The 20,596-nt window shown below is 63.2% G+C and carries 20 protein-coding genes and 1 pseudogene; 10 read left to right on the top strand and 11 right to left on the bottom strand.

Going from position 1 to position 20,596, the window contains the following annotated elements; genetic code table 11:
- Window positions 1-21: 21 nt before the first annotated feature.
- Window positions 22-447, bottom strand: a complete 426-nt coding sequence (locus AC25MA_RS07045) for a GNAT family N-acetyltransferase (RefSeq protein WP_486971904.1) — start codon at window positions 445-447, stop codon at window positions 22-24.
- Window positions 448-813: 366 nt separating this feature from the next.
- Between AC25MA_RS07045 and AC25MA_RS07040 the strand changes: the two genes are divergently transcribed.
- On the top strand, window positions 814-1,479 hold the full coding sequence (locus AC25MA_RS07040; RefSeq protein ID WP_028689411.1) for an SOS response-associated peptidase: 666 nt from the start codon (window positions 814-816) through the stop codon (window positions 1,477-1,479).
- Here AC25MA_RS07040 and AC25MA_RS07035 read toward each other — a convergent pair.
- Window positions 1,473-1,757: a hypothetical protein gene (locus tag AC25MA_RS07035; protein WP_486971903.1), complete on the bottom strand. Its 285-nt coding sequence runs from the start codon at window positions 1,755-1,757 to the stop codon at window positions 1,473-1,475. The genes AC25MA_RS07040 and AC25MA_RS07035 overlap by 7 nt on opposite strands.
- Window positions 1,758-2,014: 257 nt before the next feature.
- Between AC25MA_RS07035 and AC25MA_RS07030 the strand changes: the two genes are divergently transcribed.
- The 3 genes and pseudogenes from AC25MA_RS07030 to pbpG all read left to right on the top strand — a co-directional run bounded on the left by AC25MA_RS07030 (window position 2,015) and on the right by pbpG (window position 4,198).
- Window positions 2,015-2,968, top strand: coding sequence for a hypothetical protein (locus tag AC25MA_RS07030; RefSeq protein ID WP_028689410.1), 954 nt, complete (start codon window positions 2,015-2,017; stop codon window positions 2,966-2,968).
- A gap of 33 nt (window positions 2,969-3,001) precedes the next feature.
- Window positions 3,002-3,190: pseudogene (locus AC25MA_RS07025) on the top strand (hypothetical protein); the annotation flags it as partial.
- Window positions 3,191-3,271: 81 nt separating this feature from the next.
- A complete protein-coding gene (pbpG, locus tag AC25MA_RS07020; RefSeq protein WP_028689409.1) occupies window positions 3,272-4,198 on the top strand; it encodes a D-alanyl-D-alanine endopeptidase in 927 nt (308 codons plus the stop codon).
- A gap of 50 nt (window positions 4,199-4,248) precedes the next feature.
- Here pbpG and AC25MA_RS07015 read toward each other — a convergent pair whose 3' ends face one another.
- Window positions 4,249-4,695 carry a hypothetical protein gene (locus AC25MA_RS07015; RefSeq protein ID WP_028689408.1) on the bottom strand — a complete coding sequence of 149 codons (447 nt, stop codon included), beginning with the start codon at window positions 4,693-4,695 and terminating at the stop codon, window positions 4,249-4,251.
- 202 nt (window positions 4,696-4,897) lie between these two features.
- Here AC25MA_RS07015 and pvdM point away from each other — a divergent pair, with 202 nt between their 5' ends.
- A complete protein-coding gene (gene pvdM, locus AC25MA_RS07010; protein WP_036985841.1) occupies window positions 4,898-6,268 on the top strand; it encodes a pyoverdine-tailoring dipeptidase-like protein PvdM in 1,371 nt (456 codons plus the stop codon).
- Window positions 6,261-7,541, top strand: coding sequence for a pyoverdine-tailoring periplasmic protein PvdN (gene pvdN, locus AC25MA_RS07005; protein ID WP_028689407.1), 1,281 nt, complete (start codon window positions 6,261-6,263; stop codon window positions 7,539-7,541). The genes pvdM and pvdN overlap by 8 nt, the downstream gene beginning before the upstream one ends.
- A 157-nt stretch (window positions 7,542-7,698) precedes the next feature.
- On the opposite strand, the gene AC25MA_RS07000 is transcribed toward pvdN, so the two are convergent.
- Genes AC25MA_RS07000 through AC25MA_RS06980 form a run of 5 tightly spaced genes read right to left on the bottom strand, consistent with a single transcriptional unit; the run spans window position 7,699 to window position 14,206 of the window.
- Window positions 7,699-8,076 carry a response regulator gene (locus AC25MA_RS07000; protein ID WP_028689406.1) on the bottom strand — a complete coding sequence of 126 codons (378 nt, stop codon included), beginning with the start codon at window positions 8,074-8,076 and terminating at the stop codon, window positions 7,699-7,701.
- A gap of 44 nt (window positions 8,077-8,120) precedes the next feature.
- Window positions 8,121-9,347 (bottom strand): hybrid sensor histidine kinase/response regulator, encoded by a 1,227-nt coding sequence (locus AC25MA_RS06995; RefSeq protein ID WP_463402055.1) that lies wholly within the window; start codon window positions 9,345-9,347, stop codon window positions 8,121-8,123.
- Window positions 9,341-9,916: a chemotaxis protein CheB gene (locus AC25MA_RS06990; protein WP_028689404.1), complete on the bottom strand. Its 576-nt coding sequence runs from the start codon at window positions 9,914-9,916 to the stop codon at window positions 9,341-9,343. Before AC25MA_RS06990 ends, AC25MA_RS06995 begins: the two co-directional genes overlap by 7 nt.
- Window positions 9,913-10,734 (bottom strand): CheR family methyltransferase, encoded by an 822-nt coding sequence (locus tag AC25MA_RS06985; protein WP_028689403.1) that lies wholly within the window; start codon window positions 10,732-10,734, stop codon window positions 9,913-9,915. Before AC25MA_RS06985 ends, AC25MA_RS06990 begins: the two co-directional genes overlap by 4 nt.
- A gap of 4 nt (window positions 10,735-10,738) precedes the next feature.
- A complete protein-coding gene (locus AC25MA_RS06980) occupies window positions 10,739-14,206 on the bottom strand; it encodes a response regulator (protein ID WP_069017735.1) in 3,468 nt (1,155 codons plus the stop codon).
- Between the two features lie 254 nt (window positions 14,207-14,460).
- Here AC25MA_RS06980 and AC25MA_RS06975 point away from each other — a divergent pair, with 254 nt between their 5' ends.
- Complete coding sequence (locus AC25MA_RS06975; protein ID WP_028689401.1) at window positions 14,461-14,811, top strand: response regulator; 351 nt, start codon at window positions 14,461-14,463, stop codon at window positions 14,809-14,811.
- Window positions 14,812-14,936: 125 nt separating this feature from the next.
- Entirely contained in the window at window positions 14,937-15,224 is a 288-nt protein-coding gene (locus tag AC25MA_RS06970) for a hypothetical protein (RefSeq protein WP_028689400.1), read from the top strand.
- A gap of 8 nt (window positions 15,225-15,232) precedes the next feature.
- Here AC25MA_RS06970 and AC25MA_RS06965 read toward each other — a convergent pair whose 3' ends face one another.
- The 3 genes from AC25MA_RS06965 to AC25MA_RS06955 all read right to left on the bottom strand — a co-directional run bounded on the left by AC25MA_RS06965 (window position 15,233) and on the right by AC25MA_RS06955 (window position 17,278).
- On the bottom strand, window positions 15,233-15,493 hold the full coding sequence (locus AC25MA_RS06965) for a DUF1652 domain-containing protein (RefSeq protein WP_028689399.1): 261 nt from the start codon (window positions 15,491-15,493) through the stop codon (window positions 15,233-15,235).
- Window positions 15,494-15,700: 207 nt separating this feature from the next.
- A complete protein-coding gene (locus AC25MA_RS06960) occupies window positions 15,701-16,606 on the bottom strand; it encodes a LysR family transcriptional regulator (RefSeq protein ID WP_028689398.1) in 906 nt (301 codons plus the stop codon).
- 129 nt (window positions 16,607-16,735) lie between these two features.
- A complete protein-coding gene (locus tag AC25MA_RS06955; protein WP_028689397.1) occupies window positions 16,736-17,278 on the bottom strand; it encodes an RrF2 family transcriptional regulator in 543 nt (180 codons plus the stop codon).
- A gap of 261 nt (window positions 17,279-17,539) precedes the next feature.
- On the opposite strand from AC25MA_RS06955, the gene AC25MA_RS06950 reads away from it, so the two are divergent.
- Both AC25MA_RS06950 and AC25MA_RS06945 read left to right on the top strand, forming a co-directional pair.
- On the top strand, window positions 17,540-18,742 hold the full coding sequence (locus AC25MA_RS06950) for an NAD(P)/FAD-dependent oxidoreductase (protein ID WP_028689396.1): 1,203 nt from the start codon (window positions 17,540-17,542) through the stop codon (window positions 18,740-18,742).
- A gap of 217 nt (window positions 18,743-18,959) precedes the next feature.
- Complete coding sequence (locus AC25MA_RS06945) at window positions 18,960-20,585, top strand: methyl-accepting chemotaxis protein (RefSeq protein ID WP_062364292.1); 1,626 nt, start codon at window positions 18,960-18,962, stop codon at window positions 20,583-20,585.
- Window positions 20,586-20,596 lie beyond the last annotated feature (11 nt).

The following is a 20,596-nucleotide window of genomic DNA, read 5'->3' as shown; positions in this document are numbered from 1 at the left end:
GCAGGCCTGCGTCTAAAGTTGCTAAGCCAGCCGCTTGCGCAGGAAATGGCGGGTATGCCCAGGCGGAAAGTCGGCCAGCTCGCCAAACACCTCGAACCCCAGCTTGCGATAGAAGTCCGGCGCCTGGAAGCTGAAGGTATCCAGCCAGATTCCGCAGCAGCCCTTCTCCCTCGCCAGCGCCTCGGCCTGGGCCATCAGCTCGCGCCCGGTGCCCTGCCCGCGCATCCGCTCGGGCACCACCAGCAGCTCGACGAATAACCAGCGCCCGCCAAGCCTGGCATACAGCCCGCCGACGATTTCATCGCTGGCGGGATCGCGCAGCGTCCAGGCGACGGTAGCCGCTTCGGGGGAGCCGATCACAGTGTCGTTGAAAGCGCGCAAAGGCTTGAGAATCGCATCGTAATGCAGGCTGGTGGCCTGGTCGGTGAAATCGATCGTGAGCGTCATGACAGGTCGTCCGGTTGACCACGTAGGAAGGAGGCGCAAAACGCGCCGGATTAAATTTACTTCACGCTGCGCCCTTTAGATATAAGGCATTCGACAGCCGCTGAGCCATGCGGCGATCTACCGACCCCGATCCGTCCTGGCTCGTCCCTCTCCCACTCCTCTGCAGATTCATCCGTGAGCAGCCCGATGTGACCTTCGCGAGCTTTTCGTTGGGGATGGCTACGCCGAGCTCACGGCGGCGGCAGAGAAGGAAGTACATACGGCACCAATACTGTATATTGATACAGTATTTGAGCATCCAAACGGATGGTCAGGCCAGTACCGCTTGGCGGGCTATCCTTTCAGTTCGAGCGGGAGGGATGGGAAATGTGCGGTAGGCTGAGCCAGTACCGCGGTATCCATGACTTCGTGGAGGCCCTGAGCATGCCGGAGGCCTGGCGTAACAACGTCGGGGACCAGGACCTGGGGCGGTACAATGTCGCGCCGACCACGCAGGTCGCCGTGCTCCGGGTAGATGACGCAGGCCCGAGGGCAGACCTGGTGAAATGGGGATGGCGGCCGCATTGGGCGACCGACCGTGCCGCGCCGATTAACGCCCGCGTCGAGAAGGTGGCTCACGGCCCCTTCTTCCGGGCGATCTGGCCACACCGGGCTATCACCCCCGTGGATGGCTGGTATGAGTGGGCGGATGAAGGCGGTCAGAAGAAGCAGCCGTATTACATCCGCCGGCGAGATGGGCGCCCTGCCCTGTGCGCCTCGATAGGTCAGTTCGCCGGCAATGAGCACGACGGGTTCGTGATGATCACTGCAGACGCCCAGGGCGGCCTGGTCGATGTGCACGACCGCCGACCGGTTGTGCTGTCGCCTGCTCTGGCGGTCGAGTGGATCGCAGCAGGCATGCCCAGCGAGCACGCGGAACAATTGGTGCTGAACCTGGGTGAACCGGCAGAGACGTTCGAGTGGTACCGCGTTGGAACAGCCGTGGGCAACGTGCGAAACCAGGGAGCAACGCTGATAGAGCCGGCTCAGTGACGAATCAGAGGCTGATGCCCAAGCGCGTAGAGCTGGTAATCAGAAACAGCCTTGAATGAGGGCTGCGCAATTAGCCGCAAGCGCTCAACTTCTTCTGCCAGAGCTCCCGGGGTGCAGAATACTGCGGTGGAAAGTCCATTGAAGAAGGCGGCGACTGCCTGGCGAAGGGTGAGCCCGCGGAGGAAGGTAAGCGAGAGAATCGCTCCTGCGAAGCCACCAATGATCACGCCGTACTTCACCAGCAGGACGCCGGCAGTCGTGCTTGCTGGTTCGGCCATGAGTGGTTCCTAGAAGAAAAGGCCAGATTGAGGCCTGCAAATTCCTAGTCGAGTTATTCGACGCAGCCCGAAGATGTTCTTGCGCCTAGCTGCGCATAAAGGCAGCTAGCGAGGATAATTTTTTGTAGCCAGCGATACGGGCTGATGAAGGCCGGCATCAAGGCCATGCCTTTGCTGCCGATATCATTGCAACACAATACCAGCTAGCGATCCGGCCCTCTGGCCTGCAACCTCGTCAATCGAATTGGAGTGTTACTGTGCTTGACACCATTCACATCATCGATGAGTACCTAGCCAAACCAAAGCAGAAGGAGGATCAGTCCACCGGTCAAAACTTCACGATGCCGGGGCGTGGTTCCGCTGGAAATCCGGTGGGGGCTATAGCAGTCGCTGTCACAGAGGAAGCTCTTTGGTTTTTACCAACCTCCCTTGTCCAGGCCGCCATCACCAACATCCCTTCCTTGGCTAGCTTAGTAACCGGTGAAAGTGGAGAAGATCAGAATGATCGAGCTGACAAAGAACGTCTGCTTGCCGCTTTTGTAGAACGTGCGACTTTCTCGCCGAAGCAGGCCAAAGATTCTGGATATCGATTCCAACCTGGGCATCCGATGGCGGGAAAGTCGTACAGACGCCACCCCCTGGCCGACTTTCCGATCACGGAAACGGAAAATCTCTACATACCAAGCGAAAGCTATGACTCACATGTCATGGAAGAGCGCGAATCGGAGCTGATCAGGCTTCTGGTCTCCCTCGGCGCGACTCGGATCAGCATCACCAAAATGACCTCCGGTAGCCAAGGAACTCGCTCTGAGGCAGGCGGCTCCCTGAACGTGGGTCCGATAGCATCTGCTGAAGCAGGCTACAAAGCCAATTCCCAACTGACAGCTGCAACTACCGACACAAGAGTATTCACTCTTAGCGGATGCCCTTGGAATGCATCACAGCAAGTTGATCGCAACGCATTTTTCTGGCTAGCGTTTGAGCCTTCCTGGCGAGCAGTCGTTTTTGCGAGAGAGCACGGTGGATGCACCGAGGCATCGATTGAGCTCAAGGAAAATACCTCCTTCTCCGAAGACAAAACAGTCGAGCTCTCGATCAAAGCCAAAAAAATGGGTGGAGGTGCATCTGTTGCCTTGGCCGATAGGAACGATGAGGAGCGGACGCATTTGATTAGTGTGCAGTTCAGTCCGATCTCCACCACCGAGCGGTAGCAACTACCTCAGCGATTGCCTTCTAAAAAGCGAATGAACCCGGCCTTCATCGCCGGACAGCTCGGGCACTCTGTCCAGGTCCTACTCACCACTTACGCGAAGTGGCTGAATTCAGCGAATGATTGGTCCGAGCTGGCCAAGCTTGAGGCAGCGGTAATTGGTACAGGATTAAATTTCGTTCACGTTGCGCCCTTTAGATATAAGGCATTCGACAGCCGCTGAGCCATACTCCAGAATGCAACGGTTTTTTGGGGGAAAACCCTTGCACAGCCAACGACATACCAACATTTAGTGAGCCTCAACGTGAAAACTTCCCTGTCCATCCTCAGCCTGCTGCTGTTGCTCACAGGAACCGCGACCCTACCGTCGACCGCTGCTGCACAACCCCCGGCCCAGGTCCAGCGCGACCCCAGCAAGCTGCACCTGGCCTCCGGCAGCGCCCTGTTGATCGACCTCAACACCAACAAGGAGCTGTACGCCAGCCACGCCGATCGCGTGCGGCCCATCGCCTCGGTCACCAAGCTGATGACCGCGATGGTCGTGCTTGACGCCAAGCTGCCCATGGACGAAATGCTCAGCATGACCATCGCCAACAACCCGGAGATGAAGGGCGTGTACTCGCGGGTGCGCCTTGGCAGTGAGCTGAACCGTCGCGAGACGTTGCTGATTACCCTGATGTCGTCGGAAAACCGCGCGGCCAATACCCTGGCCAACCACTACCCCGGCGGCTATGGCGCGTTTATCAAGGCGATGAACGCCAAGGCCCGCAGCCTGGGCATGAGCCACACCCGCTACGTCGAGCCGACCGGCCTGTCGACCCTGAACGTGTCCACCGCCCAGGACCTGGCCAAGCTGCTGATGGCCTCGCGCAAGTACCCGATGCTCAGCGAGCTGTCGACCACCCGCGAGAAGACCGTGGCGTTCCGTAAGCCTAACTACACCCTGGGCTTCCGTAACACCGACCATCTGGTGAACAAGAGCAACTGGGACATCGCCCTGACCAAGACCGGCTTCACCAACGAAGCGGGGCATTGCCTGGTGCTGCTGACGAAGATGGACAACCGTCCGGTGGCCATGGTGATTCTCGACGCCTACGGCAAGTACACCCACTTCGCCGACGCCAGCCGCATGCGTCAGTGGCTGGAGACCGGCGCGGCCAAGCCGGCGCCGGCAGTGGCCATGCAGTACAAAAGCGAGCGACAGAACCGCGCCCGCGTGGCGGTGGACTGAAGACCTGACCAGGGGGCTGCAAGGCAGCCCCTGTAGCGTTGACCCTCGCCTCAGGCGCTGGTGTCGACCGAGCCGCCGGCGCTGGTGCCCCCGGCTTGGCGCAGCGCTTCGAGCAGTTGCGCGGTAGCCGCCATGATCAGTCCGGTGAGGGTGGCGATACTGGCCTGCTTGGCCGTGACCGCCGCCATCTTGGACGGGTCGCGCCTGGCTTGTTCCATCAACTGGGCCAGTTGTTTCTGCTCTTCGGCCAGCTGCTTCTGCAGGCGCTTGATCTGTTCGCGCTGCTCCTTGATGGCCGGATCTTCATTACTTTCCAGGCTGCTTTCGATCTCTGCGGCCTTGGTCTCGTTCTTGAATGTGTCGCCCTTGAACACCAGGCCGCCCCGCTCGTCGACCGAGGGTGTGCCGGGCGAGGCGTTCGAGTTGGCCGATGCGCCCGAAGACGTGGCGCCAGCAACGCTGGGGATGTTGAGATTGGCTGCGGTTATTCCAACCATTTCTTACCTTCCTTGAGGTGAATTCTTACATGACAGTTATCGGCCAGGCCTCCTCGTTCTTAAATCATCAATCAGTGAAAACAGGCCTGACCTGCGGCGCTCACCTCTCGAAGTAAATTTGCCCACCACTCGTTCGTCCACCTGATACCCAGGCCCTGCCCCGCCGGCAGACCGACCCGATCAGCCCCGCAACGAGATGGCAATGACCAAGACCCGTTCCCGCAAAGCCCTGTACATCGGCCTGCCCCTGGCCCTGGTGGCCGCCCTGGGCGCAGCCGCCGGCTACTACTTCTGGAAGCAGGACAGCGGCTATCCCCGTGCGATCGTGCAGCAAGCCAACGACCTGCACGAACATATGCTTTCCTTCGACAGCCATGTCACCGTGCCGCTGGGCTACGGCAGCGACGGCTACGAGGCAGACAAGGACGGTCGTGGCCAGTTCGACCTGGCCAAAGCGGCCAAGGGTCGGCTGTCGGGCGCGGCACTGACCATCTTCGGCTGGCCCGAGCTGTGGAACGGCCCGAACGCGCCGCACCGCCCAACCCCGGGCTTCGTCGACGAGGCCCGCAACCAGCAGGAAGTGCGCTACAAGATCATCAGCGGAATCGTGCGCGACTTCCCCAATCAGGTCGGCATCGCCTACACCCCCGACGACTTCCGCCGCCTGAACGGCGAAGGCAAGTTCGCCATCTTCATCAGCATGCTCAACGCCTACCCGCTAGGCAGCGACCTGTCTCAGCTCGACCTGTGGAGCAAGCGCGGCATGCGCATGTTCGGCTTCAGCTACACCGGCAACAACGCCTGGGCCGACTCGTCGCGCCCGCTACCGTTCTTCAACGACACCCCCGACGCCCTCGGCGGCTTGTCACCCCTGGGCGAACAGGCGGTCAAGCGGCTCAACGACCTGGGCGTGATCATCGACGTCTCGCAGATGTCCACCCTTGCCCTGGAAGATGTGGCCCGCCTGAGCCGCGCGCCGTTCGTCGCCTCGCATTCGGCGCCGCGGGCGCTGGTGGACATCCCTCGCAACCTCTCCGACAAGGAGATGCAGCTGATCAAGGACAGCGGCGGCGTGCTGCAAGTCGTGGCCTTCACCACCTACCTCAAGCCGCTGAGCAAGCCGACCTTGGAAAAACTCGAGGCCCTGCGCGCACGCTTCGACCTGCAACCGCTGCAAGGCCTGACCAACGCGCTGATGCCGGGCGATCCGATCATCGCCATCTGGCCCGAGGCGCGCTTCGGCGAATATGCCAGCAGCCTCTACGCCATCGTCGACGAGGAGCCCCGCGCCGGCCTCAAGGAATACGTCGACGCCATCGACTACGCCGTGAAGAAGATGGGCATCGACCATGTCGGCATCAGCTCCGACTTCAACGATGGCGGCGGCGTCACAGGCTTCATGAATGTCGGCGAGATCCGCAACGTGACCGCGGAGCTGCTGACCCGCGGCTACTCCGAAACCGATATCGCCAAGCTCTGGGCGGGCAACTTCCTGCGTGTGTGGGGGCAGGTGCAAAAAGCCGCCAACCCGGTGGCCCTGCTTGACAAAAACCGGGAAGCCCGCCATGACTGACCGGCGCGCCTTCCTCAAGCAGGCCGCCGCCCTGGCGGCCAGCCTGCCCTTGCTGCCCAGCGCCCTGGCCGCCGATCCGACGTCACCGACACTGCAAGGCCCGGACAAATGGCGCCAACTGCGCCAACTGTTCCCCCTGGCGCCCGATGTCGCGCACTTCGCCAACTTCCTGATCACCGCCCACCCACGCCCGGTGCAGGAGGCGATCAACCGTCATCGCGCCACCCTGGACCGCAACCCGGCCCTGTGCATGGACTGGGAAAGCCAGTACGAATGGCAGCGCGAGGATGAGGTCCGTGAATGGGCAGGCCGCTACCTGGAGGTGCGCCCGCGCCAGATCGCCCTGACCGGCAGCACCACCGAGGGCCTCGGCATGATCTACGGCGGCCTGCACGTGGCGCCGCACCAGGAGATCCTCACCACCGAGCACGAGCACTACTCGACCCACAACTGCCTGGCGTTTCGCCAGCGCCAGCACGGTACCCAGGTGCGCAAGCTGCGCCTGTTCGACAAGCCCGGCGAGGTTTCCACCGACCGCGTACTGAGCCTGATCGACCGCAGCATCCGCCCCGAGACTCGGGTGCTGGGCATGACCTGGGTACATTCGGGCAGCGGCGTCAAGCTGCCGGTGGGCGCCATCGGCGAGCTGGTACGCCAGCACAACCGCAACCGCGACGAGGCCGAGCGCATCCTCTACGTGGTCGATGGCGTGCATGGTTTTGGCGTGGAAAACGTGCGCTTTGCCGACTTCAACTGCGACTGGTTTATCGCCGGCACCCACAAGTGGATGTTTGGCCCGCGGGGCACGGGAATCATCTGCGCAGCCTCGGAGCAGATGCAGCACCTGACGCCGACCTTCGCCACCTTCTCGCGCAACGAAGACTTCGGCACCATCATGACGCCGGGCGGCTATCACGCCTTCGAGCACCGCTGGGCGCTAGGCGAGGCCTTCAAGCTGCACCTGGCGCTTGGCAAGGCCGATATCCAGGCGCGCATCCACCAGCTCAACGACTACCTCAAGGCGCGCCTGGCCGAGCACCGCGCCATCGAGCTGGTGACGCCTACCAGCCGCGAGTTCTCCGCCGGCTTCACCTTTTTCCGTATCAAGGACCGCGACCCCGACGCCGTGGCGGCTTATCTCAACGCCAACAAGGTCATGGTCGATGCCGTGGACCGCGATGTCGGGCCGGTAATCCGCTTTGCGCCGAGCCTGCTCAATGACGAGCAGCAGGTCGACCGGGCCATGGCGCTGTTGCGCACGCAGGTTGGTTGAGGCACCACTTGTCGCAATGGGGCCGCTCTGCGGCCCTTTCGCCGGCAAGCCGGCTCCCCCAGACGCATGCATTTTCGCCTGAGGGCGGCTGTCCTACGCTCCCCGTTGCAGCAGACTTGCCCGCGAACACCGGCAACGCCGATGCCCAGTGCCTGGCCTAGCGCAACAACGCCTGAATCTGCTCGTGCAAGGTATCAAGGTCGAACGGTTTGGCCAGGATCGGTGCCTGGCGCGCGATCGGGCTGCCCGACTCGGCGATCTCCGCCGGGTAGCCACTGATGAAGATCACCTTCAGGTCCGGGCGCAGCTTCACCGCAGGCTCGGCGATCTCGACCCCGGAAATCCCGCCAGGCAAGCGGAAGTCGGTGACCATCAGGTCCAGGTGCGGCTTGCTCGCCAGGATCGCGAACGCCTCCTCCCCGTCCTCGGCCACCAGCACGTGGTAGCCCTCGCCGGCCAGGTAATCGCGCAGGATCATGCGGATAGCCGGCTCATCCTCGACCACCAGTACTACATCTTGTGCATCTTCACTCATGACAACGCCTTCAAATTCAACAGGTTGGCCATCAGACCCCAGCGCTACGCAGAGGTTGCGCGGGCGGGGTCACATTGTTGCGACTGTGCCGACAGCGGCAGATGCACGGTGAAGGTCGAGCCGACACCGGCCTGACTGTCGACCTGGATCCGCCCGCCATGGGCCAGGACGATCTGCTCGGAGATGTACAGGCCCAGGCCCAGACCGCCCGTGGCCTGCTGCGCGGCGACGCGCTCGAACTGCTGGAAGATCCGCTGCAGGTGCTGGGCATCGATGCCGATGCCATGGTCCTGCACCTGCACACAGGCCATGTCGGCTTCTTCGAACACCCGCACCTGTACCGGTTTGCGATCGCCATAGCGCAAGGCATTGGACAACAGGTTGGCCACCACTTGTTCAATCCGAAACTCGTCCCACTCGCCCTGCAGGGCGTCACAGCGCTGCAGTTCGAGAGGGGTGTTCACCGCGCCAGCCTGGGCGGCGAAGTTCTCCACCAGCCCCCGTACAAGCTGACCGAGGTCGAAGGTCCGGGGGCGGATCGACAGCTTGCCGGTACGGATCCGCGAGACATCGAGCATGTCCTCGACCAGGCGGATCAGGCTGTTGATCTGGCGCTCGTCGCGCTCGACCATGGCCTTGAGCTTGTCCTCGCTGAACGCCGCCAAGTTGCCACGGGACAAGTGCAGGCGGCGCAGCTGGGTTTCCAGGATCAAGCCGTTGAGCGGCGTGCGCACCTCGTGGGAGACGATCGACATGAAGTCATCACGCATGCGCACCGCGCGCTCAAGCTCGCCACGCGCCAGCTGCAGCTGGGCCAGCAGCAGCTCCTGCTCCTGGCGGCTCTGCTCCAGGGCCTGCAACTGGCGATCCAGGGCCTTGCGCTGGCGGAACAGGTCGACGAACACCGATACCTTGCTCTTCACCGCCAGGGGTTCCAGCGGTTTGTGCAGGAAGTCCACGGCGCCGCTCTCGTAACCCTTGAAGGCATAGTTCATCTCGCGCCCGGCGGCGCTGACGAAGACGATGGGGATGTTGCGGGTCTTTTCCGTGCCGCGCATCAGCTCGGCCAGCTCGAAGCCATTCATGCCCGGCATCTGCACATCGAGAATGGCGAGGGCGAATTCGTGTTCGAGCAGCAGCGACAAGGCCTGCTCGGCTGACTGCGCCTGGTGCACCTCGCGGTCCTCGCCCTGGATCAGGGCGTCGAGGGCCAGCAGGTTCTCCGGCAGGTCGTCGACGATCAGCAGTTTCGCGGTAATGTGGCTTAGCATGCGCTGGATTCCAGGGTAGCGAGCAGCTGCCCGATACCGCCAAGGGAAAGGATATGGTCGGGGTCGTGCAGGGCCAGTGCGGCTTCCGGCATCAACGCGACCTGTGCGTCGCGGGGGTCCTGGACAACTGTCCGGCCTCCGCTTTGTCTGATGTGCAACAGTCCGCGGGCGCCGTCTTCGTTGGCCCCGGTCAACAGCACGCCAAGCAGGCCCGTGCCATAGGCATCGGCGGCCGACTCGAAAAGAAAATCGATCGCCGGACGCGAAAAATGCACTGGCGCTTCCTGGCTGAGCGAGAAACTGAAGTCGCGCTCGACCGACAAGTGATAGCCCGGTCCCGCCACGTAGATCTGGCCCGGTTCGATCCGCGCCTTGTCGAGGGCTTCGTGCACCGGCCGCTGCAGACGCCGCTGCAGCACCTCGGCGAGCTGGCTGTGGCGGTCGTCCGGCAGGTGCAAGACGCACAGCACCGGAATGGCGAAATCCGCCGGCAACGCGCCAAGCACGCTGAACAGCGCCGTGACGCCGCCCGCCGAGGCGCCGATGACGATTGCGCGCACACCGTTCATGTCTTGCGGTAAATCCGCTCGGGCCGCACCAGCGGCTCGAAGCCTTCACTGTAGGCCGAGAAGTCCACCGACTCCTTGCTCCCCAGCACCAGGAAGCCGCGGTGGCACAGCGACTCGTGGAACAGGCCCAGGGCACGGTCCTGCAGGCCCTTGTTGAAGTAGATCAGCACGTTGCGGCACGACACCAGCTGGGTCTCGGAGAACACGCTATCGGTGGCCAGGCTGTGGTCGGCGAAGGTCACGTTGTCACGCAGGCTGGAGTCCATGATGGCGTTGCCATAGGCGGCGGTGTAGTACTCGGAGAAATCCCGTCGACCACCGGCCTTGCGGTAGTTCTCCTCATACTCGCTCATGACCTGCATCGAGTAGATGCCCTGCTTGGCGCGCTCCAGCGAGTGCGGATTGATGTCGGTGGCGTAAAGGATGGTGCGTTCCAGCAGGCCCTCCTCACGCAGCAGGATAGCCATTGAGTACACTTCCTCGCCGGTACTGCAGCCGGCGATCCAGATCTTCAGCGACGGCCAGGTGCGCAGCAATGGCACCACTTCGTTGCGCAGGGCGAGGAAATGACCAGGGTCTCGGAACATCTCGCTGACCGGGATCGTCAGGTATTGCAGCAGCTCGAGGAACATGCCCGGGTCGTGCAGCACCCGCTCCTGCAGCGCCGACACCGTGCGGCAGTCGAACTGGCGCACGGCGTGGAGAATCCGGCGCTTGATTGAGGCGCCGGAGTAATCGCGAAAATCATAGCTGTACTTGAGGTAGATCGCCTCGATCAGCAGCCGGATCTCGATATCGGTGTTGCGTTCACTGGTCAAGATTTCAGATTCGCTCCAATTGCGGCAGCCAAACCCGGATCAGCGAGAACAGGCGGTCCAGGTCGATCGGTTTGGCCAGGTAGTCGTTGGCCCCGGCCTGCAGGCAGCGCTGCTGGTCGTCCTTCATCGCCTTGGCGGTCACGGCGATGATCGGCAGCTTGCGCCAGCGTGGCTGTTGGCGGATCAGGCGGGTGGCCTCGTAACCGTCCATCTCCGGCATCATCACGTCCATCAGCACCAGGTCGATGTCGTCGTTGGCCTCCAGGCACTCGATGGCCTCGCGCCCATTACGGCCGATCTCAACGATGGCGCCCTTGTGCTCCAGGGCGCTGGTCAGGGCAAAGATGTTGCGCACGTCGTCGTCCACCAGCAGGATCTTGCGCCCCTCGAACACCTTGTCGCGACTGCGCGCGGTCTTGAGCATGCGCTGGCGCTCGTTGGACAGCTGCGACTCGACCTTGTGCAGGAACAGCGTCACCTCATCGAGCAGGCGCTCGGGCGAACGGGCGCCCTTGATGATGATCGAGCGCGAGTACTTGAGCAGGTCGGCCTCCTCCTCGCGGGTGAGGTTGCGCCCGGTATAGACGATCACCGGCGGGAAGCTGCGGATATCCTCGGCGGTCATGCGCTTGAGCAGCTCGTTGCCGAGCATGTCAGGCAGCTTGAGGTCGATGATCATGCAGTCGTAGATGTTCTCGCGCAGCAATGCGAGGGCGTCCTGGGCCATGGCCACCGCGGTGATCTGGATATCGTCGTCGCCGATTAGGCGGGCAATGCTCTCGCGCTGCAGGTCATCGTCCTCCACCAGCAGGATGTGCTTGAGCTTCTGCGTGAGCTTGGCCTCCAGGCGACCGAACACCGCCTTGAGCTCCTCACGGCTGGTGGGCTTGACCGCGTAGCCCACCGCGCCCATGTGCATGGCCGCCTCGACGCGGTCCTCGACCGAGATGATATGCACCGGGATATGCCGGGTAGCGGCCTGTTCCTTCAGGCGCTGCAGCACGGTGAGCCCGGAATGGTCGGGCAGGCGCATGTCCAGCAGGATGGCGTCGGGCAGGTACTGCGCGGCCAGCTCGAAGCCTTCATCGGCGGCATGGGCGACCAGGCAGCTATAGCCCAGTTCGTGGGCCAGGTCGAAAAGGATGCGGGCAAAGTTCGGCTCGTCCTCGATCACCAGGATGCAGCGGTTGTCGAACGGCGCCTGGGCGCGGTCGTCGGCGAAGGTCGGGGCCGGACGCTCGGTGTGCACCGGCGCCGGTACCGGCGGTGCCGGCGGCAGTTCATCGACCGCCGGACGCAGGCTGTGCACCTCGACCTGCTGCGCCGACGGTTCGAAGTGCTCGGGCAGGATCAGGCTGAACACGCTGCCCTGCCCCGGGCTGCTGTCGACGTTGATCTGCCCGCCCAAAAGGTGCGCCAGGTCGCGGGAGATCGACAGGCCCAGCCCGGTGCCGCCGTAACGACGGTTGCTGGTGCCGTCGACCTGGTGGAAGGCGCCGAAGATCGCCTTCTGCTGGTCGGCGGCGATGCCAATACCGGTATCGCGCACCGCGAAGACGATGCCCAGGCCGGCCTGGTGGCTGATGTCCAGGCTGACCTGGCCGCGCTCGGTGAACTTGATGGCGTTGGACAGCAGGTTCTTCAGAATCTGCTCCAGGCGCTGGCGATCGGTGAACAAGGTCGCCGGCAAAGGTTGCTCGAGCTTCACCTCGAAGCCCAGGCCCTTGTCCTGGGCCAACGGCTGGAACATGCCCCGCAGGCCTTCGACCAGGCGTTCCAGCGGGGTGCTCTCTGCGCGCACCTCCATCTTGCCGGCCTCGACCTTGGCGATATCGAGGATATCGTTGATCAGGTTCAGCAGGTCGTTGCCGGCCGAATAGATCGACTCGGCAAACTTGACCTGCTCCCCGCTGAGATTGCCCTCGGCGTTCTCGGCCAGCAGCTTGGCCAGGATCAGCGAGCTGTTGAGCGGCGTGCGCAGCTCATGGGACATGTTGGCGAGGAACTCAGACTTGTACTTGCTCGAACGCTGCAGGTCGTCGGCACGGGCCTGCAGTTCGACCTGGGCCTGGTTGAGCTCACTGTTCTTGCGGTCCAGGGCCTCGGTGCGCTCGGCCAATTTCTCGTTGGTCTGCTCCAGTTCCGCCTGCTGGGTTTCCAGGTGCGCCTGGGACTCCTTGAGCACCCGCGACTGCTCCTCGAGCTCTTCGTTGGCGGTCTTGAGCTCCTCCTGCTGCACCTGCAGTTCCTCGTTGAGCTGCTGGGTCTCGGCCAGCACCTCTTGCAGGCGCTGGCGGTAGCGCGCGCTCTCGATGGAGATACCCAGGTTCTCGGTGATCCGCTCCAGCAGCTCCACGTCTCGGTCCTGCAGCGCGCGCAGGAAGCCCAGTTCCAATACACCATTGACCCGCCCATCGTCGTGGGACGGCACCAGCACGCCGCTGCGTGGCAGGCCCTGGCCCAGGCCCGAGCTCAAACGGTAGTAGTCCTCGGGCAACGCGTCCAGGCGCATCATGCGCCCTTGAACCACCGCCTCGCCCAACAAGCCGGCATGATCGCCCAGGCGCGGCTCGCTACCCTGCTGTTCGGCGTCCAGGCCATAGGTGGCGACGCGCACCAACTGGCCATGTTCGTCGCGTACGTACAGTGCGCCGACCACGCTGCCCAGATAGCCGGCGAAGAAGCGCAGGATATTGTCGCCGAGCATGGGCAACGTCAGTTGCCCCAGTACCTGCTCGGCCAGCTGGGTCTGTCCGGCGCGCAGCCAGGCCTGGTGTTCCAGGCGCTCGGCGGCGCGTTGCTGGGCCTCCAGGTTCGCCACGTAGTTGGACGACAATGCCAGCAGGTCGCGCCGCCCCAGGTAGGCGAGCAAGGCGCTGAGCGTGACGATGAACAATATGAAGGCCGAGATCGCCGTGACCGTAACCGTGCTCACCGTCTCGTTGCGCGTCGTGCGCAATTGCTGCTCGGAGTTGATGAAGGCGTCGAATTCACTGCGGATCTCGTCAGTCAGGCGCTTGCCCCGCCCACGACCGATCGACGACGTTACGTCGCCCTGGTTGCGGCGCTGACTGATCATTTCGTTGCCGAAGGTGTTCCACTCGCGCTGCAAGGCCGCGATGCGGTCGATACGGTCGACTTGCTGAGGGTTGTCCGCCACCATCACCTTCAACGTGTCCAGGCTACCCAGGATACGTGGCTTGGCCACCTCGTAAGGGTCCAGAAAGCGCTCCTCGCCGGTCAGCAGGAAGCCGCGCATGCCGGTCTCCATGTCGATCGACAGCTTGATCGCCTCGTTGGCATTGCCGATCACCCGGTCGGTGTGCTCGACCCACTGCATGGCCGAGAGCAGGTAGTTGATCACCGCGACAAACGCCACGGCACCGAGTAGCCCCACGCCCAGGGGCAGGCCGACGTTGCGGCTCAGCAGTTTGCGAAAGCTGCGTTGGTCCATCGAGGCTGCTTGAATCATCTGAAAGTGCCCGAGTGAAAAAAATCCATTGAACAGTCCGACGGCTACGTCTTGTAAATACTGCCTGTGCCAGACTGGCCGGAGAATACAGCGAGTCTAACCAGCTTTGGTGGATCTGGCAGGGCATTTAGCCAGTATTTGAAGCCTGTCTGCAGCAATCGTTCCATCTATTTGCCCATGCCGTTAAGCTTGGGAACTTCTGCCATCGCCTTGCGCACAGAGTAGAGACAATCCATCGAAACAGGACCCGCACCATGCACCTTCTGGTAGTCGAAGACGACGACATCGTACGTATGCTGATAGTCGAAGTGCTCGACGAACTGGGCTACACCGCCATCGAGGCCGACAGCGCCGGCGCGGCCCTTAAGATCATCGAGGATCCCGACCAGCCCCTGGCCCTGTTGATGACCGACGTCGGCCTGCCCGACCTGCGCGGCGAGGAACTGGCCGCCAAGGTGCGCGAGGTCCGGCCCCTGCTGCCGGTGCTGTTCGCCAGCGGCTATGCCGAGAGCTTTACTGTGCCCGAGGGCATGCACCTGATTGGCAAGCCGTTCAGCATCGATCAGCTGCGCGATAAAGTGCTGGAGATTCTCGGCGCGCCATAGCGGATCGCCGTCGGCAAAAGGCCGCTCCTCGGCGTCCAGCAAAGGCACAGGCTGAAATATTTTGAACGTCTTGTGCTTTTAAGCTTCCAACGTTCGAGGTATGCCTCTGCCCCCGGAAAGCCACCATGAAGATGCCCTGCCGCGCCCCCTGCGTCTTGCTGGAACTGGACTTCGTCCGCGATACCCTGTTCGGACCGATGGCCCAGCGCGCCGAATGCCAGGTTCAGTTGGCGGCCATCAATCTACAAGGCCGCGCAGCTTTGCGCCTGCATATCCAACCACCTTTGCCGGTGAAGATGGAAAAGGCCCACAGTGTCGCCTTCGCCTGGGAGGGGCGTAGCTACCGCGGATTGGTCCGCGACTCCGTCAAATGCGGCGATGGCGGAATCAACCTGCTACTTGAGCTGCAATAAACCTTACGCTAAGCGATAGCCTTACGCACACTTGGCTGAACGTCACGCTGTGCTTTCACACGAGCGACCAATCCCAACAAATCATGGCAGGAATTGAGACTGGCCACAGGCACGCCGGTCACGGTCAGGCAGCTGTCCAGGCTCTCGCCCTGTCCCAGGCGAATGGTAAGGTGTTCGCCGTCCGGGCAGCTCACCTCGCAGCGGTCAGGCAGGCAGGCCTGTTCGATCATCTGCCGCATCTCAAGCATTGAAACGCCAATCAACGACATGGTACGACCCTCTCTGTACTGGATGGCCTGTTGGGTGTGGTACGCCCTCGACTAGCGTGTCGCCAATTGATATTGCCCATGCCTGGGTACAGGTCCATTCGCCCAGGCAATGACTTCGTCGAAGTACCTCTAGCACCTTAGTGGAAGAAAGCACCGGCAGGTCGACGTTCGATCGTCAACGTCAATTTCGCGACGGGTGGTCGCCACCTACAGCTGCGCCAGCTCCTCACGGCAGAACTCCACGAACAATTGCGCCGGTTTGGTCAGCTGCACCCGCTTGAGGTGCGCCGCCGCCAAGCCCGACAGGGCCACGGGCTCGGTGATGTCGAGGGTCACCAGGCGCTGCCCGTCATAGGTAAACTCGGAGTGCGGCCGGGTCACCAGCAACGAGAAGCCGAAGCCCTGCCCCACCATGCCCCGGACCATTTCGATGGACGGCGAACTGAAGACAATGTTCGGCGTCAGTCCCAGCTCATTGAACAGACTGACGAAGTAGGTGCGGCTTGGTGCCACATCGAGCAGGATCATCGGCTCCGGGCACAGGTCGCGCAGCGATACCTGGGTTTGCCCTGCAAAACGGTGCTTTTCCGGCAGCAGCACATAGGGTTTCTGCGCCGGCATCAGCGGCTCGGTTTCGATGGTGCCGTCCAGATCATGGTCGTAGAGGAACGCCAGATCGAAAGTGCCCGCCGTCAAGCCCTGGATCAGGTCCTGCTGTTCGCCGTCGCGCAGGCGGATATCCACCCCCGGATAACGCTGGCGGAAACCGGCGATCAGCCGCGGCAGGTACAAAGGCGCCACGGTCTCGAAACAGCCGATGTCGATCTGCCCGGCCACCGTGTCGTTGTCGGCCAAGGCGTTCTGCTCGAACTCATGGGCCATTTGCAGCAGGGCCCGGGTCTTGGCGTAGAAGCGCTTGCCGCTGGGCGTCAGCGACACGCCCTGGGCGTGATGGCGGATAAACAGCTGCACGCCGAAGCTCTCCTCCAGGCTCTTGATCGCAGTGGAAATCGACGGCTGGGCGATATACAGCTGGCGCGAGGCCTCGGCGACGCTGCCGGCCTCCACCGTGGTGACGAAGTATCTGAGTTGGCGCAAGGTATAGGAAGCCACGTTGACCTCTCGCGGGATCTTTTCTGCCAGCTTACCTCGGCTTGACGCCTACGCGCCGATCGCCCAGCCAAGGATTTACCTTGAGGTTGAGTATAATTTTCCGTTGCGCCGCCAAACCGACCCCAGTCGTCAGACGGTCTGCAACGGAATCTCCCCGGCACCGCCCTTGCCGTCGCGCCGCTCGCTCATCCAGTCATTGACCTTCTGCCCGAACTCGGCGGGCGCCTTGCGCCCGAAACGCCGCGCCAGGTCGAGGATGGTCTGCTGGGCCAGCGCCTCCTCCATGCGCTTCTGCGCCCCCAGCATCACCGCATGGATCGCGCAGGTGCCTTCGGTGGCCCAGGTCGGCGCGGTGCCTTCGAACACCGCGCAACGCTCGCGGATCTCCCGGCAATCGAAGAGTTTCTTCGGCCCGTCGATAGCCGTGACGATATCCAGCACGGTGATCTCGTCGGAGGGTCGCGCCAGACGGAAGCCACCGCGCACGCCTTCGGTCGCCGCCACCAGTCCGGCACGAGCCAGCTTGGTAAAAACCTTGGCCAGGTATTCCTGGGGTACGCCCTGCAACTCAGCCAGGTCGCGCACGCTGGACTCGCGACTATCGCCGCGCTCGTCCACCAAAAATAGCAGGCAGTGGATGCCGTATTCGACGCCGGCGCTGTAAAGGGACATATCAATCTCCGACCAAATCTGTCGCAAATAGTACGCTCTTCATTGATGACAGGCAAAGCCGGTCGTCGCCGCGCAAGTACATCAACACCCCCACATAAGCCAATAAACACGCTAGCTACAGCCGATACATCAACGCTTGCGAAAACACGCCCCGGGAAAAAACACTTGCCGAATCAAACTACGACCAATAAAGTCGTAGTTATGCGGCGGGCAGTGAACGCCTCATCGAAGCCCTTTTTCCTACCCTTGCGGAGCACCTACATGACCTCTCGTATCCTGATCATCGGTGCCGGCTTTGCCGGTGTCTGGAGCGCCCTGAGCGCCGCCCGCCTGCTTGACCAGGCCCAGCGCGACGACGTGCGCATCAGCGTGCTCGCCCCACAGCCGCAACTGCGCATCCGTCCACGCTTCTACGAAGCCGCTGTCCACGCCATGCAGGCACCGCTGGAGGCACTGTTCGACGTGGTGGGCGTGGAATTCATCCATGGCACCGCCGACAGCATCGACAGTGCTGCCCGCCAGGTCGGCTATCGCGATGCCGATGGCCTGCCGCAGCAGCTCGCCTACGACCGTCTGATTCTCGCCGCCGGCAGCCAGGTGGCCCGCCCCGCCGTGCCGGGCCTGGCCGAGCACAGCTTTGATGTCGACCAGATGGAATCGGCCATGCGCCTGGAACAGCACCTGCACGGCCTGGCCAGCCTCCCCGCCTCGCCGGCACGCAACACCGTGGTGGTCTGCGGCGGCGGCTTCACTGGCATCGAGACCGCCACCGAGATGCCGTCGCGCCTGCGCGCCATCCTCGGTGAAGGCAATGCCCGCGTGGTGCTGATCGACCGTGGCGCCAGCGTCGGTGCCGCCCTCGGCGCCGGAATCACCCCGGCCATTGTCGCCGCCAGCGAACAGGCGGGTGTCGAATGGCTGACCGGCACCTCGGTGATGGCGGTGGATGCTGGCGGCGTGACCCTGGACAACGGCGAGTACATCGCCAGCAAGACCGTGATCTGGACTGCCGGCGTCAAGGCCAGCCCGCTGACCGCGCAGGTGGCCGGCGAGCGTGACGGTTTCGGTCGCCTGCGGGTCGACGAACACCTCAAGGTGATCGGCCAGACGCACATCTACGCCACCGGCGACATGGCCTGGGCCGCGGTGGACGAACTGGGCAACCACGCCCTGATGACCTGCCAGCACGCCATCCCCATGGGCCGCCACAGCGGCAACAACGCCATGGCCGACCTGCTGGGCGTGGCGCCGGTGGCGTACCGCCAGCCCAAGTACGTCACCTGCCTGGATCTTGGCGACTGGGGCGCCGCGTACAGCGAAGGCTGGACCCGCGAACTGAAGCTGCAGGGCCAGGAAGGCAAGGACCTAAAGCGCCAGATCAACTCGGTATGGATCTACCCACCAGCCGCTGACCGCGCCCAGGCCCTGGCGGCGGCTGACCCGCTGATTCCGATCGTCGCATGAACGAAAATAATAGGCCCGTCCCAGAAGTGACGGGCCTGTCTGCATGCGTCATTACATTGAACGACTGGTCAATAATAGTGGCGTTATGTCATCATTCAGAAAAAACAACATGAACCGTGAGGATATAACCCCTTTCGCAGTGCATCGAGAGCCTTTCCAGCCGAGCCCGGTCAGTCCGCGCTCTTGACGCCTGCCAGCCACCGTCAAGGAGCGTCGCATGCAGTTACGGAACATGAAGATCGGTATTCGGGCAGCAGGAATGTTCACCCTGCTCGGGGTCCTGGTCCTGGCCCTGGGCCTGATCGCCCTCTACGAAACCCGGCGGATGGACAGCGCCACCGACGAAATCCGTCTCACCTGGATGCCCTCCGTACTCGCCTTGGGCGAGGTCAGCAGCAACCTCGGCCGGGCCCGCGCCCTGACCCTGCGCAGTGTCCTGGAGGACAGCAGCAGCGCCCGCCACGCCACCCTGGACAAGATCGTCCAGATCAACCAGCAGCTCGAGAGCGACCTCAAGGCTTACGAGCGCACCATCAACGCTGCGGATGACCGCGCCCTGTTCGACACCTTCATGGGCCTGAGCGAACGCTATCACGCATTGCAGCAAGCCATCCGCGCCGCCGCCGGCAATGACCGACTGGACGAGGCCCGACGCCTGGTCAACGGCCCGCTGGCCGAGTACGCCGACAGCATGATGAAAGCCCTGGCCGCGCTGGTCGACTACAACACCAAGGGCGCCGAGCAAGCCTCGCTGCGCAGCAGCGCGGCCTCCGACGAAGCCTTCAGCCTGATCATCGCCGCCATTGCCGTGATTTCCCTGGCGCTGATCGGCATCGCCACCCTGCTCACCCGCAGTATCGTCGTGCCCCTGGCCGACGCCGTTGCCGTGGCCGAGCGGGTCGCCACCGGCGACCTGACCCGCGAGATCGTCGTGCTCGGCCGCGACGAGCCGGCCTTGCTGCTGGGCGCCCTGAGCCGCATGCAGCATAGCCTGCGCGACACCCTGCGCAGGATTGCCGCGTCTTCCGATCAGCTGGCCTCGGCCTCCGAAGAGCTGCACACCGTCACCGAAGACACCAGCCGCGGCCTGCACCAGCAGAGCGCCGAGATCGACCAGGCCGCCACCGCGGTCAACCAGATGACCGCCGCCGTCGAAGAAGTAGCGAGCAACGCCGTGAGCACCGCCGACGCCTCCCAGGGCGCAGATCGCACCACTCGTGATGGTCGCGACCAGGTCAACCAGGCGCTGGCCTCGATCCAGCACTTGGTCGATGACGTAACCGGTACCTCCGGGGAGATCGAGCAACTGGCCAGCCACGCCAACCAGATCAGCCAGGTGCTGGATGTAATCGGCGCCATCGCCGGGCAGACCAACCTGCTGGCACTCAACGCTGCCATCGAGGCTGCACGCGCCGGTGAGGCCGGCCGCGGCTTCGCCGTGGTCGCCGACGAGGTGCGCGCCTTGGCCCATCGCACCCAGCAGTCCACCGCTGAAATCGAACAGATGATCGACGGCATCCAGACTGGCACCGAACGCGCAGTCAGCGCCATGCACAACAGCCAGGGTCGCGCCAGCGGCACCCTGGCCGTGGCGCAGTCGGCCGGTCAGGCGCTGGAGCTGATCGCCGAAGCGATCGCCACCATCAACCAGCGCAACCTGGTCATCGCCACCGCCTCCGAGCAGCAGGCCCAGGTGGCGCGGGAGGTGGACCGCAACCTGGTGAACATCCGCGACCTGGCAATGCAGACCTCGGCCGGCGCCAACCAGACCAGCGCGGCGGCACAGGACCTGTCGCGCCTGGCGGTGGAACTGAACGCGATGGTGGCGCAGTTCAAGGTCTGAAGCGTCTCGGA

The sequence above is a fragment of the Pseudomonas sp. P65(2024) genome, from assembly GCF_057480955.1.
The sequence above is the reverse complement of the archived record's forward strand: the minus strand, read 5'-3'. Positions and strand labels throughout refer to the sequence as shown.

Bases quoted from the DNA above. Each gene is read 5' to 3' on its own strand.
- AC25MA_RS07045 (WP_486971904.1), bottom strand. From the start codon at position 447: ATGACGCTCACGATCGATTTCACCGACCAGGCCACCAGCCTGCATTAC.
- AC25MA_RS07040 (WP_028689411.1), top strand. From the start codon at position 814: ATGTGCGGTAGGCTGAGCCAGTACCGCGGTATCCATGACTTCGTGGAG.
- AC25MA_RS07035 (WP_486971903.1), bottom strand. From the start codon at position 1,757: ATGGCCGAACCAGCAAGCACGACTGCCGGCGTCCTGCTGGTGAAGTAC.
- AC25MA_RS07015 (WP_028689408.1), bottom strand. From the start codon at position 4,695: ATGGTTGGAATAACCGCAGCCAATCTCAACATCCCCAGCGTTGCTGGC.
- pvdM (WP_036985841.1), top strand. From the start codon at position 4,898: ATGACCAAGACCCGTTCCCGCAAAGCCCTGTACATCGGCCTGCCCCTG.
- pvdN (WP_028689407.1), top strand. From the start codon at position 6,261: ATGACTGACCGGCGCGCCTTCCTCAAGCAGGCCGCCGCCCTGGCGGCC.
- AC25MA_RS07000 (WP_028689406.1), bottom strand. From the start codon at position 8,076: ATGAGTGAAGATGCACAAGATGTAGTACTGGTGGTCGAGGATGAGCCG.
- AC25MA_RS06995 (WP_463402055.1), bottom strand. From the start codon at position 9,347: ATGCTAAGCCACATTACCGCGAAACTGCTGATCGTCGACGACCTGCCG.
- AC25MA_RS06990 (WP_028689404.1), bottom strand. From the start codon at position 9,916: ATGAACGGTGTGCGCGCAATCGTCATCGGCGCCTCGGCGGGCGGCGTC.
- AC25MA_RS06980 (WP_069017735.1), bottom strand. From the start codon at position 14,206: ATGATTCAAGCAGCCTCGATGGACCAACGCAGCTTTCGCAAACTGCTG.
- AC25MA_RS06975 (WP_028689401.1), top strand. From the start codon at position 14,461: ATGCACCTTCTGGTAGTCGAAGACGACGACATCGTACGTATGCTGATA.
- AC25MA_RS06970 (WP_028689400.1), top strand. From the start codon at position 14,937: ATGAAGATGCCCTGCCGCGCCCCCTGCGTCTTGCTGGAACTGGACTTC.
- AC25MA_RS06965 (WP_028689399.1), bottom strand. From the start codon at position 15,493: ATGTCGTTGATTGGCGTTTCAATGCTTGAGATGCGGCAGATGATCGAA.
- AC25MA_RS06955 (WP_028689397.1), bottom strand. From the start codon at position 17,278: ATGTCCCTTTACAGCGCCGGCGTCGAATACGGCATCCACTGCCTGCTA.
- AC25MA_RS06950 (WP_028689396.1), top strand. From the start codon at position 17,540: ATGACCTCTCGTATCCTGATCATCGGTGCCGGCTTTGCCGGTGTCTGG.
- AC25MA_RS06945 (WP_062364292.1), top strand. From the start codon at position 18,960: ATGCAGTTACGGAACATGAAGATCGGTATTCGGGCAGCAGGAATGTTC.